Below are 18,613 nucleotides of genomic sequence, written 5' to 3' on the forward strand. Positions count from 1 at the left end.
GATGCTTTACGTTTTTTGTTCGAAAAATTTTGCTCTTTTCCAAAATACCAAAATCTATTCGGGATAAAATATTTGGAATAAACTTAAGAAATCCAATATTACTATGCAAGCATTGTTTTTTATAAAAATAAGATTTTGACTGTAAAAACATAAACGGCACCATAGTTGTTAAGCAGTTTAAATAATTAAAAAACATCACTTATTATTATTAAAAATTTATGAAAAAGTTATTTACGATTTTAGGATGCATTGCGTTATTTGCACTAACAACCACGACTGTTAAAGCGCAGAACTATAAAACAGGTTTGGGCTTAGGCGTTGACTTTGGTGATGGATCAACCCAAGTTGGCCCGTCAATCAGACATCATTTTAGCAGAAATACAGCTCTACAAGGTGAGGTTTTATTTGGAGGAAACTCAACAGTTTTACAAGCTTTTCTGCAATACAATGCTTCCATCCCAGGCGCTAAAGGTTTAGATTGGTATGTTGGTGGTGGGCCAAGAGTTCAAATCTATAATGGAAATGCCTTTTTAAATAATGACAACTTCACTGCTTTCTATTTAGTTCCAATGGTTGGTTTAGACTATAAGTTTAGCGGAGCACCTTTAGCACTTGCGCTAGATTGGAGACCTAGAATTTATGTTGGCGACAATAACTTTATTGGTTCAACCGCAGGAAGATTTGGCTTAGGCTTCAGATATACTTTTTAAGCGAAGAGCAGAAAGCTTAAAGCAAAAAATCCCGCTGGAAAACTTCCAGCGGGATTTTTTATTGACTATTGACTTAGGACTAATGACTCAAAACTGCTGAGTTTATTTACCTGTCCACTTTTTGAACACCGCTTTTTGTGCTGGTGTTGCAGTTGCATTAATCGTAGCTTTTAATCGCACACTTGGATTTTCTTTTAAGGTTAAAGAAATCTCTTTTTCTAATCCATCGCGTTTAACTTTAAGTTTTAAAACATCGCCAATACTTTTCTTTGACACCACTGGTAAAGTTTCTAGCGATAACATCGGGCTTCTTAACCTGATGTTCGCCAATGCATCACTCACCGTTACATCATCTAAAGAAATAATCTCGTCATTAACATTTAAGCCAGCAATCCATGCAGCAGAATTTCTGGTGATGGAAGATACCGAAATGGTTCCGTTGTTAGTCAGCTGTCCGCTTGCACCGCTTACCGGTTTGCCAGGTGTTGCATTTTCAGTAGCTACATCGATACCGGCATAACCAAAATATTTCACGTATTCTGCATCATCTACTCCATTTACATACTTCGCCCAGAAGTTAGTGAAGCTGATTCCGGATATTTTTTCAACCATTGCCTTAAACTCTGCATCGGTATAACCGCGTTTCAATGTTTTGCACTGCAGGTACATGGCTTTCATTACATCATCTAAACTTTTCGCACCCTTTGTGGCATTAATAATTTCCAAATCCATCAAAATACCAATAACCTCGCCTTTGCTATAGTAAGAAATGGAATTATTTTTAGAATTTTCATTTGGGCGATAACCAATAATCCAGGCATCATAGCTGGATGAGGCCGCCGACTGGTATTTAGCACCAGGTGTGTTGGTAACTGTACCAATTGCACCGGCAAGATCATTTATAAATGTGGCATCATCGTTAAATCCAGCCCTGTGCATATACTTGTTTTCGTAGTACGAGGTGAATCCTTCTGCCACCCAAAGGTTGGTGGTATAGTTTTCGTTATCGTAATCAAACGGACCTAAAGCTACCGGGCGTAAACGTTTCACATTCCATAGGTGATGGTATTCATGAGCTACCAAAGCTAAAAATCCTTTGTAACCTGTTTCGGTATTGTAAGCATTTCTGGTTGCACCTAATGTAGTAGAGTTTAAATGCTCTAAGCCACCGCCGCCACGTAAAAAATTATGAACGATAAAAGTGTAATGCTTATTAGGATTTTCGCCATAAACTGCAGTAATTTCCTCTACAATTTTAGCCATATCTACTTTTAACTTTTCTTTATCGTAATTACCCCCGCCGAACATGGCCACTTCATGGCGAACACCAGCAGCCATAAATTCAAAAACATCCTGGTTTCCAACCTCAATAGGGCTATCATATAAAATATCGAAATCAGTTGCCTTATAGGTAAACTGCTCTCCTGCAACCGGCTCCAAACCAGTTGAAACTTTGCTCCAGGTATTAAACGGAATAATTTTAACCGTACTTGGCGATTTAATCATTCCATCAGGATGCATAAAAATTCCGGTTGGTGATAAGAACGCATGAGAATCATCAATAAAAGGCGTACGCACTGAAATTTCAAAAGCGTAAACGCGATAGTTAATTTTAATGTTAGCTGCTTTTGCTGAAAATATTCTCCAGGTATTTTTTCTAACTTTTTCTACTTTAACCAGTTTGCCGCCTGCTGTAGCCTTAAATTCTTCTACACTTTTTTCAAATTCCCGGATCAGATAAGATCCCGGGGTCCACACTGGCATTTTAACGTCAACATAATCTTTTGCCAAACCAGAAATATTCATCTGAACTTCAGCATAATGTGCCTGCGGCTCTTTAAAAGAAACCTCAAAAGCAATTTTTACCTGCGCCTCTGCTGCCATAATACTCGTTAGTAATAAAACTAAACTTAAAATTGATTTTTTAATAAACATGTTAAGGGTGTTTTGCCTACAAAATTATATTTATTGACGGTGTTTTTGAATTAATTGGAAAAATTAGTCGAGAGTTAGAAGAACAAAAGTCCGAAGTTGGATGTCGACGGCGGAAGATAGAGTTCATTTATACAAACTGTACTGGTAGGCTTTTACCTAAAAAGTAGGGTAACTTATTCAAAAAAGCATTTTATTAAATTACATGGCTTACCTCGAACTCCAAACCACTAACTTCAGATTTACAAAGTAACATCCTTAATACAACAAAATTAGGACTAAACTAATTGAATATTTTTACACTCTAATATCGGCGTTAATTTTAACGTTCAGATAAGCACGACACAAATATAAACATGAAGAAAAGGTATATCATCTATGCTGTTTTGGCTATTGGCTTGGCCTATTTAGTATATTACAGGATCAACGCAAACAAAAAACTGGAAGGTAAAGGTGGAGCAGGCGGTGCTCAAACAAAAGGAGGTGGTGCTAAAGGCGGCGGTGCAGGGGCGCCAATGGTTGTAGAGGGCATTGTGGTTAAGCCAACCTCTTTCGATACAGACCTGGAAGTGACCGGAGCGATAGACGCCAATGAATCTGTGGTGTTAAAAAGCGAAGTTTCGGGTTTGGTAACAGGAATTTATTTCACCGAAGGAACAAACGTAAGCAAAGGTGCTGTGTTGGTAAAAGTAAATGACAGAGATATACAGGCGCAGTTACAAGAAGCTTTGACTAAACAAAAATTATCCGGCACCACCGAAAACAGATCAAAACAACTTTTAGAAAAAGGTGCCATTAGCCAGGAAGAGTATGATATTTCACTTGCTGATTTAACTTCCCTTAAAGCTCAAACGCAATTGATCAGGGCGCAACTTGCAAAAACAACCATTCGGGCACCATTTTCAGGGCGGGTTGGTTTGCGCAGCATTTCTGCAGGCACATATTTAACACCGGCAACAGTAATTGCAAATTTGGTAAGTACGAACCCGGTAAAGGTTACTTTTTCAGTTCCCGAGAAATACGCAGGACAAATTAAAATGGGCTCATCTATCACATTTACCACTGATGGTTCTTCAAAGCAAAATACCGGAAAGGTTTACGCGATTGAACCTGGAATTAATGCTGCTACCAGGACACTGCAAATTAGGGCTTTGGCACCAAATGCCGACAATGCGCTACTACCTGGATCTTTTGCCAAAATAAAACTTGCGCTAAATACTTTAGAAAATGCCATCCTTATTCCTAATCAAGCTATTATTCCGGTGTTAAAGGGAAAAATAGTGTATGTTCAGAAAAACGGAAAAGCACAGGAAGTTAAGGTGGAAGCCGGAACGCGAACAGACGAAAATATTGTAATTACCTCAGGCTTAAAAGCAGGCGACACGGTTTTGACTACAGGCTCAATGGCGTTGAAAAAAGATGCCCCGGTAAAAGTTAACCTGGTTAAAGAATAGTTATGAGCATCTCCACCACGAGTATAAAGAGACCCGTTCTTGCCATTGTAATGAACCTACTGATTGTTCTTTTCGGAATAATTGGTTACACATTTCTTGGTGTTCGCGAATATCCATCTATCGATCCAACAGTAGTTTCGGTGAGAACATCTTATCCTGGGGCAAACTCTGATATTATCGAATCGCAGATTACTGAACCGCTGGAAAAATCAATAAACTCCATCGACGGTATCCGGAATATTTCATCTTCCAGTAATCAAGGAACAAGCAACATTACAGTTGAGTTTAACCTCGATAAAAATATTGAAGAAGCAACCAATGATGTTCGTGATAAGGTTTCGCAGGCAGCAAGAAATTTACCAAGAGATATAGATGGTTTGCCAACGGTAAGTAAGGCTGATGCCAACTCCGATCCTATCCTTTCAATGACCATTCAAAGTGATAAGCGGAACACTTTGCAATTGAGCGATTTTGCCGAAAACGTAATTGCCGATCGGATTCAAACCATACCTGGTGTAAGTAGCGTCCAAATTCAGGGCCAACGGAAATATTCCATGCGAATTTGGATGGACCCGAATAAGCTGAGTGCCTATGGATTGACCTCGCAGGATATTGTGACTGCTCTGGATAATGAAAACGTAGAATTGCCATCAGGGAAAATCACTGGAGAAACCACAGAGCTAACGGTAAAAACTTTAGGAAAGCTGGTTAATGAAGATCAATTCAATAATCTGATTCTAAAGTCAGACAGCAACCAGGTGGTGAAACTGAAGGATGTTGGTTATGCTACCCTGGGTTCAGAAAATGAAGAAACGGTTTTAAGGGAATCAGGTAAACCCATGGTTGCTGTTGCCATTATCCCTCAGCCCGGTGCAAATTACCTGGATATTAGTAAAGAGTTTTACAATCGCTTTGATAAGCTGAAGGCAGACATGCCGAACGACATTAAGTTGAAGGTGGCTTTGGATAATACCTTGTTTATTAAACGATCGGTTACGGAAGTTGCCGAAACAATTGGGTTATCACTAGTATTGGTTATTTTGATCATCTACCTTTTCTTTAGGGATTGGGCAATCGCTTTCAGACCTTTAATTGATATCCCGGTATCGTTGGTATTTACATTTTTTGTAATGTACGCCTTTGGTTTCTCGATCAACGTACTAAGCTTACTGGCCATTGTATTGGCTACTGGTTTGGTAGTTGATGATGGTATTGTAGTTACTGAAAATATTTTCAAAAAGGTTGAAGAAGGCATGTCGCCATTTGAGGCCGCTATAAAGGGTTCTAACGAAATCTTTTTTGCCGTAATTTCCATTTCAATTACACTTGCTGCCGTATTCCTACCGGTTATTTTCCTTCAAGGCTTTGTAGGCCGATTATTCAGGGAATTTGGCGTTGTAATCGGAGCAGCCGTTTTAATTTCTGCCTTTGTTTCGTTGACGTTAACGCCAATGTTAAACGCATACCTTATGAAAAAGGGCGGACATAAACCTTCGCGGTTTTACAACTGGACAGAACCCTACTTCATAAAACTGAATGATGCTTATGCAGCCAACCTGAACAAATTTTTAGATAGGCGTTGGCTTTCCATTCCAATAATCGTGGTTTGTATGGGATTGATATTTCTCTTTTGGAAACTTTTACCAAAGGAAACAGCCCCGTACGATGATCGAAGTGCGATTAACATGACCGCAACCTTGCCTGAAGGTGCATCATTTACTTCAACGGATAAATTCATCATGAAGTTGAACCAGATGGTAATTGATTCCGTTCCGGAGAAAAATGTGAATATTACCATTACTTCTCCAGGATTTGGAGGTGCAGGTTCTACCAACTCAGGCTTTGTACGTATGGGCCTGATTGATGCCGGAGACCGTGAGCGTTCGCAAAAAGAAATTGCCGATATGCTGACTAAAATCACCAAAAAATATACGGAGGGAAAAGTAATCGTAAATCAGCAGCCAACCATTTCTGTTGGCCGTAGAGGAGGTTTGCCCATCAGTTATATTATCCAGGCGCAAAATTTCGAAAAACTGAGAGAGAAAGTGCCTCTGTTTATGGATGCGGTTTCTAAAGATCCAACTTTTACCGTTTCTGATGTTAACTTAAAATTCAATAAACCAGAAATTAATTTAACTATCGATCGTGATAAGGCTAAGAACCTTGGTGTTTCGATATCCGCGATAGCGCAAACTTTAAATTTGGGTTTAAGCGGGCAGCGTTTTTCTTACTTCTTTATGAATGGAAAACAATACCAGGTAATTGGCCAGTTTGATCGTGGCGACCGTAAAGATCCGCTTGATTTAAGTTCGGTTTATGTGCGTAGCGATAAGGGAGAACTGATTCAGCTGGATAATTTAGTTACCGCAAAAGAAGAAAGCAGTCCGCCACAATTATACCGGAACAACCGTTTTATTTCAGCAACAGTTTCTGCTGGTTTATCGCCGGGTAAAAGTATTGGCGATGGTATCGATGCGATGGATAAAATCGCTGATAAAGTACTGGACGAAACCTTTTCTACTGATTTAAGTGGAGAATCACGGGATTTTAAGGAAAGTTCATCAAATACCTTCTTTGCTTTTGGTTTAGCTTTACTATTGGTTTATCTGATTTTATCAGCACAATTTGAAAGTTTCAAAGATCCGATTATTATCATTTTAACGGTACCAATGGCCGTTGCAGGGGCATTTTTATCACTTTGGTTATGCGGACAAAGCTGGAATATCTTTAGCCAGATTGGTACGATTATGTTAATTGGTTTGGTAACTAAAAATGGTATTTTGATAGTAGAATTTGCCAACCAGCTGAAAGAAAAAGGCGTGGCTATCCCCGAGGCCATTCGCGAAGCATCGGTTTCACGCTTGCGCCCTATTTTGATGACGAGTTTGGCCATCGCTATTGGTGCTTTGCCTATTGCTATGGCATTAGGTGCCGCGGCAAAAAGCAGAATGAGCATGGGAACTGTAATTGTGGGAGGAACGATGTTTTCATTGGTGTTAACCCTTTTTGTAATTCCGGCGATTTACTCCTACTGGGCCAAACCTTATAAACCAAATAAAGAACTAAAAAATGCCGATCGTTTTGAACATGAAGCAACACACATAGCAGAATAAGATGAGTAAGAAATTTAAAATAGCTATATTCCTATTCAGCTTATCCATTTCAGGGTTTGCACAGGAAAAACTCAGCTTAAGGGAAGCAATTTCCATCGCATTGCAGAATAACTACGATATTAAGATTAGTAAAAACGAAATTGACATCGCAAAAAATAATGCCAATATCGGAAATGCAGGCATGTTGCCAACAATTGATGGTACTTATACTAACGGTGGAAGTATTCAAAATACCAGGCAAACGCCGGTTACCGGTGAAGATCGCGTGATCAGGGGAGCCAGAAGTACAAATAATAGTTATGGTGCTGATTTGAACTGGACTATTTTTGACGGCTTCACCATGTTTGCAAATTACGATCGGTTAAAAGAATTGCAAAAACAAGGTGAAGTAAATGCCAGGTTAACCATTTTAACTACTGTTTCGGATGTGATTGCAGCATATTATGATGTGGTAAGACAGCAGCAACTACTAATAGCTGCAGATAGTGCCATTGATGTTTCTGTTTGGCGCACCAATATTGCAAAAACTAAATTAGAGCTGGGCCGCGGCTCGAAGCTCGATGTTTTGACCGCTCAGGTAGATTATAATACCGACACCTCAAACTTTATTCAGGTTAAAAACTTCTTGCAGATTGCAAAGGTGCGCTTAAACCAATTAATGGTTAGAGATATTGGCACAGGTTTTACCGTTGCAGATAGCATTGATGTAGATAGAGGAATATTATTTAGCAAACAGGCAGAAATTGCTGAACAGCAAAACCCAAATGTTCAAAATGCCTTTATCAATCAAAAAATAGCAGCTTTGAATCTGAAATCTATTAAAGGTGCCAGATATCCGGTAATTATTTTAAACTCTGGTTACAGTAGAGCCAAAAGCACAAGTCCGACGGGCTTTAACCAGCGCTTTGCCGCTAATGGATTTACTTATGGAGTTACCGCAAGCCTTAATTTATTTAATGGTTTTTTGCAGCGGCAGCAGGAACGGAATGCTAAAATTGATATCGAAAACTCTACGTTAAACTTGAGCAAAACCAAACTGGATGTAAACTCACAACTTTTAACCGCTTACCAAAATTATGCAACATACCTGGATTTAATTAAGCTCGAACAACGTAACGTAGATATTGCGAAAGAAAATCTCGACATTACCATGGCCAAATATCGCCTGGGTAGTATTGCTCCTTTAGAGCTTAGGGAGGCTCAGCGTAATGCTATTGATGCACAGAATCGATTTATTGAGATGCAGTTCCAGGCTAAAATTGCTGAAACGACACTCAAAGAAATCAGCGGAAATATAGATTTATCCAATTAATTTTTATATTTATTCCATGATACTTGTTGCAGACAGTGGCTCATCAAAAACAGATTGGATGGGTTATCTTAATGGCGAAACCCTTAAATTTAATACGCCTGGAATCAATCCTTATTTTTTAAGTGAAGAAGATATTAGCAAATTGATCGCTAAAAACGAAACGATGATGCTATATGCCGATCAGGTAAAAGAAATTTACTTTTTTGGTGCGGGTTGCTCCTCTCCTGATAAGCATGAAGTGGTTTCAAACGGCTTATCTGCGGTTTTTACAAACGCTTTTATTTCGGTTGACCATGATCTTTTAGGATCTGTTTACGCTACATGTGGCAATGCGGAAGGTTTAAATTGTATTTTAGGCACAGGCTCAAACATTTGCTATTTTGACGGTAAAAAAATTCACGACGGTCATCATGGATTAGGTTATGTTTTAGGCGACGAAGGTTCTGGCACTTTTTTCGGAAAAAAGGTTCTTTTGGCATATTTATACAACAAAATGCCTGCTGCACTGGCTGCTGAATTTAAAAAAACTTTTCCTGCAGAAAAAGAGCAGATTATTACCAATGTATATCAAAAGCCTTTCCCTAATATCTATTTAGCTGGTTTTAGCCGTTTCATGGCCGATCACAAGGACCACTCTTTTATTCAGAATATTTTAAAAACCGGATTTCAAGAATTTGTAGATACGAACGTAAAAGATTATCCGAAACACAAAAATGTACCTTGCCATTTTGTAGGTTCAATTGCTTACTATTATCAGGAAGCCCTAATTGAAGTTTTACAGGCAAATGGAATTGAGCCAGGCAAAATCCTGCAAAAACCAATTGATGATTTATTTAACTTCATCCTTCAAAAAGAAGGAATTGTAAGGCAGGCGATTTAATTTTGGCAATTATCGCCTTATAAACTTATTGTTAAAATATTTTTAAGATTGTAAACATAACCACATACATTTTGTTATAATTTTGGAGGCACATACATTGCGCAATAGAATATGAAGAGAATATTAGTAGTAGACGATGACATTGAGGTTTTAGAAACCATACAATTAATACTCGAGATTGGCGGTTTCAAGGTTTCGGCACTGAACGATGGCGAAGAGGTTTTTAACAGAATTGAAACATTCAATCCTGATTTGATTTTACTTGATATTTCTTTAGGCCATATTGATGGTAGGGTTTTGTGCGAACAACTGAAATCGATAGAAAGTACTTCGAAAATTCCTATTTTATTGATTTCCGGATTGTACGATGCGAAAGACTTTACTACTTTAAATTATGGCCAGGATGATTTCTTATCCAAACCTTTCCAAATGGATGTGTTGCTGAAAAAAATTACCAAAATTCTTAATCTGGAAGAAAGCGAACCAAGTTTCCTCTTAAATTAATACAACAACATATAATATTTCAAGCCAAAAAACTTAATTGTTTTTTGGCTTTTTTTATTCCTCAAAACTTTGTGCGTTATTGATTCACCATGCTCGCTGGTGAGAAAACAAGCTACAGGAACTAGGATTTTTTTGATCTTAAAAACATCAACCTAATAATGCTATAAGCGCCATTTCTATCCCCTTGTTATTTCAAGCTCCAATTTTCATCTGATCTATAAATCTCATCGAATAACCAGCTGTACAATTAAGATTATATTTTAGCTATTGAGAGTATAAACTGATAAGTGAACTCAGCATTACCACTGCTCCTATCTGTCATTTTGGCAAAAAAATCGTTTGGAACAAGCATTGATATGCAAGAGTTAGATTAAACAATTTATTTACATATGAGCATACAGGAAAAAGGAAATATCTCCATACACACCGAGAATATTTTCCCGATAATTAAGAAGTTTCTATACTCAGATAACGAGATTTTTCTTCGTGAGTTGGTTTCTAACGCGGTAGATGCGGTTCAGAAAATCAAAAGACTAGGTTCATTAGGTCAGTTTAATGGCGAAGTGGGTCAGCCTTTAGTGCAGGTTGCAGTTGATAAAGAAGCAAAAACCATTACCATTAGCGATAATGGTTTGGGTATGACTGCCGAAGAGATTAAAAAATACATCAACCAGGTTGCATTTTCTGGCGCAAGTGAGTTCGTAGAAAAATTTAAAGATGCGAAAGATGCAAACGAAATCATCGGTAAATTCGGTTTGGGTTTTTACTCAGCCTTTATGGTTGCCGATTTAGTTGAAATTAATACGCTATCATACCAGGATGGTGCAGAACCTGCCCGTTGGGTGTGTGATGGAAGTACTGAATTCGAGATTACAGAAGGTACCAAAACGACCCGAGGTACTGATATCATTCTTCATGTTAACAAAGATTCAGAAGAATTTTTAGAAGAGTCGAAATTGCAGGAAATCCTTGATAAATACGCTAAATTTTTACCTGTTCCAATTAAGTTTGGTACCAAAACAGAATCAGAAGAAGATGGCGAAGACGAAGAGGGAAAGAAAAAATATAAAGACGTAGAAGTTGATAACATCATCAATACCACCAAACCGGTCTGGACTAAAGCACCTGCAGATTTGTCAGACGAGGATTATTTAAAGTTCTACCGTGAGTTATATCCTTTTAGCGAAGAACCATTATTCTGGATTCACTTGAATGTTGATTATCCATTTAATTTAACGGGCGTATTGTATTTCCCTAAGTTGAAAAACGACTTCGAAATGCAACGCAATAAAATTAAATTGTATTCTCGCCAAGTATTTATTACTGATGAAGTAAAAGATATTGTACCAGAATTTTTAATGTTGTTGCATGGTGTAATTGATTCTCCTGATATTCCATTAAACGTATCCCGTAGTTTCTTACAAGCCGACAGCAACGTTAAAAAGATCAACAACTACATCACTAAAAAAGTAGCTGATAAATTAGCTGAGCTTTTTGCAAAAGACCGTAAATCTTTCGAAGATAAATGGAAAGACATTGGCTTGTTCGTTAAATACGGAATGATCAGCGAAGAAAAATTTTACGATAAAGCAAAAGATTTCGCTTTGGTTGGCAATACTAAAAATGAACTTTATACTTTAAACGAGTACAAAGAGAAAGTTGCCCCATTACAAACAGATAAAAACGGAACAGTTGTTTATTTGTATTCAAATGATGCCTCTAAACAAGATGCCTTTATCCAATCGGCGAATAAAAAAGACTATGATGTTTTAGTTTTAGATTCTCCAATTGATAATCATTTCATTCAGCAGCTAGAACAAAAATTAGAAAAAACTTCTATTAAACGTGTTGATTCTAGCGTTGCTGATAAGTTAATTGAGAAAGATGAAGTTAACGAACATGTTTTAAGTGAAGATCAGGTTAAAGAAGTAACCACCATTTTCGAGAAAGCAATCACCAAACCTGGTATGCAGGTTGAGGTTGTGGCTTTAAATCCAGATGAACTTCCGGTAACCATCACTATGGATGAATTTATGCGTCGCATGAAAGACATGGCAGCAATGGGTGGCGGCATGGGCTTTTATGGTCAGATGCCTGATAGCTATAAAGTAGCGATTAATGGAAATCATAAGCTGGTAAGCAAAATTTTAAAAGCAGAAGGCGAAGAGCAAAGTAATTTGGCTAAGCAAGCTGTAGATTTGGCTTTGTTGGCTCAAGGGATGTTAACTGGCGCAGAACTTACTGCATTTGTGAGCAGAAGCGTTGAGTTGATCTAAGAACAATAAAACAAATAAGAAAAGGGAGAATCGAAAGATTTCTCCCTTTTTTATTGAGTTCTAAACCCAAAAATTCTTTCTGCATAAAAAAAGCCCTAATGAATTAGGACTTAATCTCTATAGAATTTCGGGACTCTTAGATTAAAATAAATATGTTTAGCTGGCAATTGATTTTTGCTCCACATTGAAATAATCTTTGTGCTCTTCAATCATCTTCGCAATAGTAGCCGCTTTTGTATCAGTAAGTTTAAACTCAAATAATGGCTCCTGATTTTTCTTAGATTTTACCATTTTTTCGGTGTAGAACCGATAAACAAGTCCGTTAGTTAGCAAACCATATTTAGCTTTAGTTTTACGGAAATACTTAGATAAACGTGAATCATGAATATCCAGGTTATCATCATGGTGTTTACATTCTACTAAAATTGTAGGCTCACCATCTTTCATAATGGTGTAATCTACTTTTTTGCTTTTCTTAACACCGAAATCCAAAACCGCCTCCGATTGTACTTCAGATGGATCAAATCCTAATATCTGAATAAAAGGCATAACTAATGCGTTTCTCGTCAAATCTTCAGTTTGAACTTGCGGAAGCATTTTCTTAATTCTAACAGCAAACTGGCCGATTTCGTCTTTAAGTTCCATGATTATGTGATATAGATTTTAGATGTTTTAAATGGTATTATTTCAATAATGGTTTTACAATTTTAATATTTTACTGTATTTGTGTCTTATTTAAAATTTGCCAAACCCAGTATTGTATGGCCTGTTTTTAATTACTTATCTACAGGCTACACAAGCATGGGCAGGCAGATGTAAAGGGTTAATTAATTTATTTACCTGTTACGGCAAATCATATTAATTATCTGTTTTTGGCAAACAGTATAAAGATTATTAAAATTAAATGAGGAGGTTATTTTTTTACACGAACCCGTGAGTTTATTACACGAAACCGGAAAGTTTTTTACGGTGAAAATTAGGCCCAGTTTTTTTTAATGTGGCAGGCAAAATCAAATATTTTTTTATTTAACTTGCGTTAAAATCATTCCAATATCATATTTACTATATCATGAATCTAAAATGCGTCGTTATTGATGACGAACAACATGCGATTGAGGTACTTACGGACCATATAGCAGAAATGCCAGGCCTAACGGTGTTCAAGACATTTACGAGTCCAGTTCAAGCCTTAACTGAAATTAGTATTGACGATGAGATCGATCTCCTCTTCATGGATATTGATATGCCTGGAATTAACGGTTTAGAGCTGGCTAAAAACATCAGGGAGAAAGCTAAATACTTAGTTTTTACTACTGCACATCCTGACTATGCACTGCAAGCTTTTGACGTGCAATCAGATCAATACCTGCTCAAACCTATTTCCTTTGCAAAATTTGCATTAGGTATTGACAGAATTTTGAAGAAGGAAGCAAATAATGCCAAGGCTGCTTCAAAAGATGCCGATCAGGTGGCGGCACTTTATATTAAAGGCGACCACAAATACGCTTTTTCTAACATCGCTATCGATGAAATACTTTATATCAAAGCGCTTCAAAATTATATACAGATCATCACTAAAACTGAAACGCATACCACCTACCTTACGTTAAAGGAAATTGAAAAAGCTTTAGAAAACCACGCTTTTATCCGGGTGAATAAATCGAATATTGTGGCTAAAACTGCGATCAAAAAGGTAGATGGAAATATTATCCGCCTGGTAAATAATGAAATGATCCAAATTGGCGAAGGCTATAAAGAAGCTTTCTTCGCCTATGTACAAAGTAGCTTATTGAAATCTAACAGAAGTCAATAAAAAACTAGAATTCAAAAATAAAACTTGTTGCTTGAGTGTGACCCATTTCAGTTGGGTTAGTAACGAAGTTAGTTTTAGCTTTAACGTTTTTGTAAACAAAAACAGTTTTTTTAGCGATTTTAGCAGTAGTGTTTTGAGTTTTCATAATATATAACAATAAAAGACTAGAATTCAAAAATAAAACTTGTTGCTTGAGTGTGTCCCATTTCAGTTGGGTTAGTAACGAAGTTAGTTTTAGCTTTCACGTTTTTGTAAACGAAAACAGTTTTTTTAGCGATTTTAGTTGTAGTGTTTTGAGCTTTCATAATATATAACGATAACAAACTAAAATTCAAAAATAAAACTTGTTGCTTGAGTATGTCCCATTTCAGTTGGGTTAGTAACGAAGTTAGTTTTAGCTTTAACGTTTTTGTAAACGAAGACAGTTTTTTTAGCGATTTTAGTTGTAGTGTTTTGAGCTTTCATGATATATAATTTTTAAGTTATTATTTGTTGTTATTTATTTCTGTAAAGGTGCAGTGTTAAATCAACCTCAACCATTTTTTTACACAAAACATCGATTTTAGGGGATCAAAACAACATTTAAGTAGATATAACGCCGAAAAATGACCTATTTTACTATTCAGAATCTTTACAGAAATTACAAATTTCACCTTCTTATTTGGAGCTTATACATCCTTGCCGATGTATTTATTTTAGGTTTTGCATATGAATTCAAAGAGCCAGGGGTTTACGTGATTGTTTATTTCACAAATATCCTGGCATTTTACATTTATGCTTTTTTATTAAAAAAAATCTTAGGTCATGAAAACGGTTTAATAAGAAACATACAGATATCATTACTCGTAATATTGGTTATTTGTGTTTATACAGTTTTCAGTTATTTATTAGTTGATTTTTTTGAATATCTGAATCTTATAGCCAGTGCTCCTAAAAGAAAACTAAATCAGCTATTTGTTTTAAATGCAGTATATAGAGCCATTCTATACATTGGCTATGCTACTGGTTATGTTTATGTCATAAAATCGTTTGAAGATAGGAAAAAAGTAGAGGCTCTTGAACGTCAAAGTCTTGTTACACAGATAGAAAAGCAGGCCTTAGAGAATGATTTGGTACAATCTCAAAATAATTTTCTTCGCAGTCAGATCAATCCGCATTTTTTATTTAACACCTTAAATTTCATTTATAATGATGCCCGCAAGAAGGCACCTATGGCTGCTGATGCAATCATGAATTTAGCTGAAATGATGCGATATGCGCTAAAAAGACCAGAAGCATCAGAAATGGTACCTTTAAGTGAAGAAGTGGAACAGATCGAACACTTGATTAACCTGCATCAGCTACGAACGGCAAACACACTCAACCTGAAACTGGAAGTAAATGGAGATTTATTCGGCATACGGTTTCCTCCACTTATTTTGCTAACGCTGATCGAAAACATATTCAAACATGGAAATGTTACGCACTCTACGCAAACTGCAATTATTAAGATAGATTACGATAACAATAACCTAAACATTAGCACCATAAATATGGTGAATGATGTGAAAGGAAAGGAGCATGAAAGCCATCATGTGGGTATTGACAATATTAATAAGCGATTGGCTAATTTTTACAAAGACGACTATATTTTCAGATACTATAAAGATCCATTGAATCGATATATTACTGAAATAGACGTTCCGGTAATAAACCCAATGGCAAAATTAAATCTTAACCAATAGCATTTTTACGTTGCATATCTTTTAGTAAAAAATAATACATTACCATTTCATTTGTACGCTGGTCTCTGCTGAATAAGCGGTTTACATGCATGTGCATTAAATCGCTAAACAGTTTTATTCTCCGGCTTCCTTCAGTTCTCTTTAATATTGCTATAAATGAATTTTTAAATACGTTAAATTCATCGCATAGGCGATCATCAGTTAACTCAGGAGTAGTTCGGTACAACTGATATTGTTGATTGAGTTTTTTAAAATCAGTAGCCTCTAAATGATGTTCCGCATTAAAAGAATCAGACATTAGTTTGATAATCTTAATCATCTCTTTCGCATCGAATGCCCCACCGTCTCTCAGTTCATTTACCAACGCTGAGCACCATTTGTATTTTGTGAAAGCGTCAGTCTGATCTTGCAATACCGATAATACAAACTCACTGTCGACCGAAAAATGTGCTTCTATTTCCGAGATCAAGTCTGCACCATAACGTTCAATTTCCCTTTTGTAGGTTTTCAGTTGAAGATCTGAAACCAAACCGCTATTAATATAATCCTGGAGATAGTCGCCAAAAGCAGAAATTAATTTTTGCCCATCCGCTTCCTTATGCAGCAAAACCCTAAAGCGCAGATGGTTACCATGCTCATTGTACCTTATAAAAAACCATGATTTGATGGAGGAAGAAAAATCAGCCAAAAAAGCAGGAACAACGCCAATTAAAAGTTCATCTGAGCGTTGCTGATGGCAAAAGATTTCGAAATACAACCATTCTTTTCCCGGCAAAAAAGTACTTTGAATCCCTATTTTATGAACATCTAAATCATCTACACCCCTATAAATACGATCACTATGATTAAGATTAAGGATAAACTGAGCCAGATATGGTTTTTGCTGCTGATCTACCACCGTACTTACAGATGAAAAAATCACTTCTTCCAGATACAATTTGGTTTGTTTCTGCATAAAAAGAATCAGGACATTTAGATCTTCATCAGCTTCTAAATCAAAACAAAGCGTTTGATCGGACAAACCGGTTTTGAAAAATCTGCAAACACCTCGTGTTTTCAAAAAAACACGACAGTTTTCAACGGTTATTGCCGTTTTACCCGGATAAAAATTCTCCTTATTTACCTGCCATTTTGCAGCGCTCAGAACAACATTATAATACTGAAAGCGTGGATAGAAAGCTAAGTCAGGAAAAATGCCATCAAGCGGGAGTGAAAGGCTGGTTTGCAAACCCTGATGTTGTAAATCGCAAAGTAACCTGAATACAGAGAGATCAGAACGGGCATAATTATAAGCAGAAGCCAGACGTGGAATCAGGCGTTTGTTTAACTGCCTGGATCTTAAAACCACTTCATTATTTCTCACAGAAATATAAATATCGCGGAGCGAAAGCGGCGCATGGGAAGTATCAAAATTGAGGATGGATAACTGATGGTCGTAAATCAGTTTCCGACGATTAATATTATCCACATTCGTTTCAACCATGTAGGCCACATCGAAAAACATGACTTCAGGATTTGCATTTTGTTCAATTGCCGAAGTTTCTTTGCAGTAAGCTTCTACCGCAGCATCAGCGATAGAGAACCGACCTGTTAAGGCATTTGCACTCGCTCCACCAATTTGGTCAATGCAGATTAAATCATCAGCCAAAGACATCAATAAACTAAATGAGTTTGGCAAGATACTTTCCTTTTCATTCGTATCAAACGATAACTGATTCAGGAAAATAGGCTCATCAACCTTAAAACGCTCCGCTAAGAGGTTAGCTTTTAACGCCGCCTTTAAATCATTTTTATTTTTCTCACTTTTTTTCTTGTCCTTAAACTGCGCTACAAAATCATCTTCGCCTGCTTGTTCCAATTCATCATAACCAATGCCCATTTCCGGATCTAGCGCTACAGAGAGTGCAATTTCTTGCTGATCAAACTTTTGCCTGAACCTTCTGATGAAACTTGTTAATGCCTCTCGCTCATTGGACTTTAAAATTTTGCTCAATAATTGTATCAAGCCAGGCAAAGGTTTAAGCAGTTTTTCATCTAGTCCCCCACTAATTGTTTTTCGCTCTGCGATGAGATACTGAGGTTTATCTGCAGTGGCTGCAATCCCGATCCTTTCGAAGTAATCCTGCCCTACGATATTCGGATCCCGATCACTGAAGATAAGCTGTAAGGCATGCATATCTGCGATGAGGCGAAGTGCATCTGTTTCTGCATTTGCATCCAAATCAAGTTTTGCAAACAATGCTTTTACCGTTATCGGCTCAATGCAAATATTAAGAATTCGTTCAACTAAATCATGCTGATCGATTTCTGCCAGTTCAAAAACACCATCGGTACAGGCGATATAGCGGATGCCATCGCTTGTAGTATAATAGCTGCTATTGCTAAATAATTCAACATTATCCGCCAGTAAACGCTCAAAATCAAAATGGAGTTCATTGCGATAAGGCCAGTCGATGAAACGATGAACAACTTGCGCTTCATTGATGATAATTTTGCTTTCCGCTGTTTGAAATGCCTGATTTAAAAAGCTGAAACTGGCGAATGTACCATAAGGTGTGGAACGATATTTCGCCCGGTTAAAATATTTCCAAATGGTGAAACTTACTTTTGAAGGAAGATTATTTAAATCATCAGCCTGAACATCCTTTATCGTTTCATAAAAAGCGGATGATGATAACGCAATTGCTTCTTTAAGTTCATCCCAACAGGAAGCAAGATCAGCTTGATAAGAAAATTTAGGCGTTCGGAAAATGATAGAGGGATGGATATTAAGTTTCATGGAAATCAATTATCAGGCGAAAATTACAAAGATTAATCTTAAAACAAACATTCATTGCAACTAAAAAAGCCACCTTCAACATTTGAAGATGGCTTTCAACGGGACTTATTTGAGTG

At 36.9% G+C, this 18,613-nt stretch carries 13 protein-coding genes; 9 read left to right on the forward strand and 4 right to left on the reverse strand.

The features are described 5' to 3' along the window. Nucleotides 1–218: 218 nt before the first annotated feature. The gene (locus EA772_RS02930) at nt 219–710 is read left to right on the forward strand and encodes a hypothetical protein (protein WP_124911119.1); all 492 of its coding nucleotides are present in this window, start codon (nt 219–221) and stop codon (nt 708–710) included. A 102-nt stretch (nt 711–812) separates the two neighbouring features. On the opposite strand, the gene EA772_RS02935 is transcribed toward EA772_RS02930, so the two are convergent. Then, entirely contained in the window at nt 813–2,645 is a 1,833-nt protein-coding gene (locus EA772_RS02935; protein WP_124911120.1) for a M61 family metallopeptidase, read from the reverse strand. A 353-nt stretch (nt 2,646–2,998) separates the two neighbouring features. Here EA772_RS02935 and EA772_RS02940 point away from each other — a divergent pair, with 353 nt between their 5' ends. The 6 genes from EA772_RS02940 to htpG all read left to right on the forward strand — a co-directional run bounded on the left by EA772_RS02940 (nt 2,999) and on the right by htpG (nt 12,181). Continuing rightward, on the forward strand, nt 2,999–4,096 hold the full coding sequence (locus EA772_RS02940; protein WP_010600583.1) for an efflux RND transporter periplasmic adaptor subunit: 1,098 nt from the start codon (nt 2,999–3,001) through the stop codon (nt 4,094–4,096). Between the two features lie 2 nt (nt 4,097–4,098). Continuing rightward, nucleotides 4,099–7,209, forward strand: coding sequence for an efflux RND transporter permease subunit (locus EA772_RS02945; RefSeq protein ID WP_116169198.1), 3,111 nt, complete (start codon nt 4,099–4,101; stop codon nt 7,207–7,209). Nucleotide 7,210: 1 nt separating this feature from the next. Next, nucleotides 7,211–8,521: a TolC family protein gene (locus EA772_RS02950; RefSeq protein ID WP_124911121.1), complete on the forward strand. Its 1,311-nt coding sequence runs from the start codon at nt 7,211–7,213 to the stop codon at nt 8,519–8,521. Nucleotides 8,522–8,537: 16 nt separating this feature from the next. Continuing rightward, on the forward strand, nt 8,538–9,401 hold the full coding sequence (locus EA772_RS02955) for an N-acetylglucosamine kinase (RefSeq protein ID WP_246834028.1): 864 nt from the start codon (nt 8,538–8,540) through the stop codon (nt 9,399–9,401). Between the two features lie 111 nt (nt 9,402–9,512). Beyond that, on the forward strand, nt 9,513–9,905 hold the full coding sequence (locus EA772_RS02960) for a PleD family two-component system response regulator (protein ID WP_010600587.1): 393 nt from the start codon (nt 9,513–9,515) through the stop codon (nt 9,903–9,905). Between the two features lie 389 nt (nt 9,906–10,294). Further along, on the forward strand, nt 10,295–12,181 hold the full coding sequence (htpG, locus tag EA772_RS02965) for a molecular chaperone HtpG (protein WP_210405070.1): 1,887 nt from the start codon (nt 10,295–10,297) through the stop codon (nt 12,179–12,181). Between the two features lie 156 nt (nt 12,182–12,337). Here the strand turns inward: htpG and EA772_RS02970 are convergent, their stop codons facing one another. Continuing rightward, nucleotides 12,338–12,826 carry a type I restriction enzyme HsdR N-terminal domain-containing protein gene (locus tag EA772_RS02970; protein ID WP_010599752.1) on the reverse strand — a complete coding sequence of 163 codons (489 nt, stop codon included), beginning with the start codon at nt 12,824–12,826 and terminating at the stop codon, nt 12,338–12,340. Between the two features lie 424 nt (nt 12,827–13,250). Here EA772_RS02970 and EA772_RS02975 point away from each other — a divergent pair, with 424 nt between their 5' ends. Then, nucleotides 13,251–13,994, forward strand: coding sequence for a LytTR family DNA-binding domain-containing protein (locus EA772_RS02975; protein WP_010599751.1), 744 nt, complete (start codon nt 13,251–13,253; stop codon nt 13,992–13,994). 324 nt (nt 13,995–14,318) lie between these two features. Here the strand turns inward: EA772_RS02975 and EA772_RS22005 are convergent, their stop codons facing one another. After that, entirely contained in the window at nt 14,319–14,459 is a 141-nt protein-coding gene (locus tag EA772_RS22005) for a hypothetical protein (protein ID WP_157258826.1), read from the reverse strand. Nucleotides 14,460–14,599: 140 nt separating this feature from the next. Between EA772_RS22005 and EA772_RS02980 the strand changes: the two genes are divergently transcribed. Further along, entirely contained in the window at nt 14,600–15,718 is a 1,119-nt protein-coding gene (locus tag EA772_RS02980; protein WP_116169194.1) for a sensor histidine kinase, read from the forward strand. Here the strand turns inward: EA772_RS02980 and EA772_RS02985 are convergent. Then, nucleotides 15,708–18,497, reverse strand: coding sequence for a lantibiotic dehydratase (locus EA772_RS02985; protein ID WP_124911122.1), 2,790 nt, complete (start codon nt 18,495–18,497; stop codon nt 15,708–15,710). The two genes, EA772_RS02980 and EA772_RS02985, sit on opposite strands and share 11 nt — an antisense overlap. Nucleotides 18,498–18,613 lie beyond the last annotated feature (116 nt).

Source organism: Pedobacter sp. G11 (assembly GCF_003860265.1).
GTDB classification, from domain to species: domain Bacteria; phylum Bacteroidota; class Bacteroidia; order Sphingobacteriales; family Sphingobacteriaceae; genus Pedobacter; species Pedobacter agri.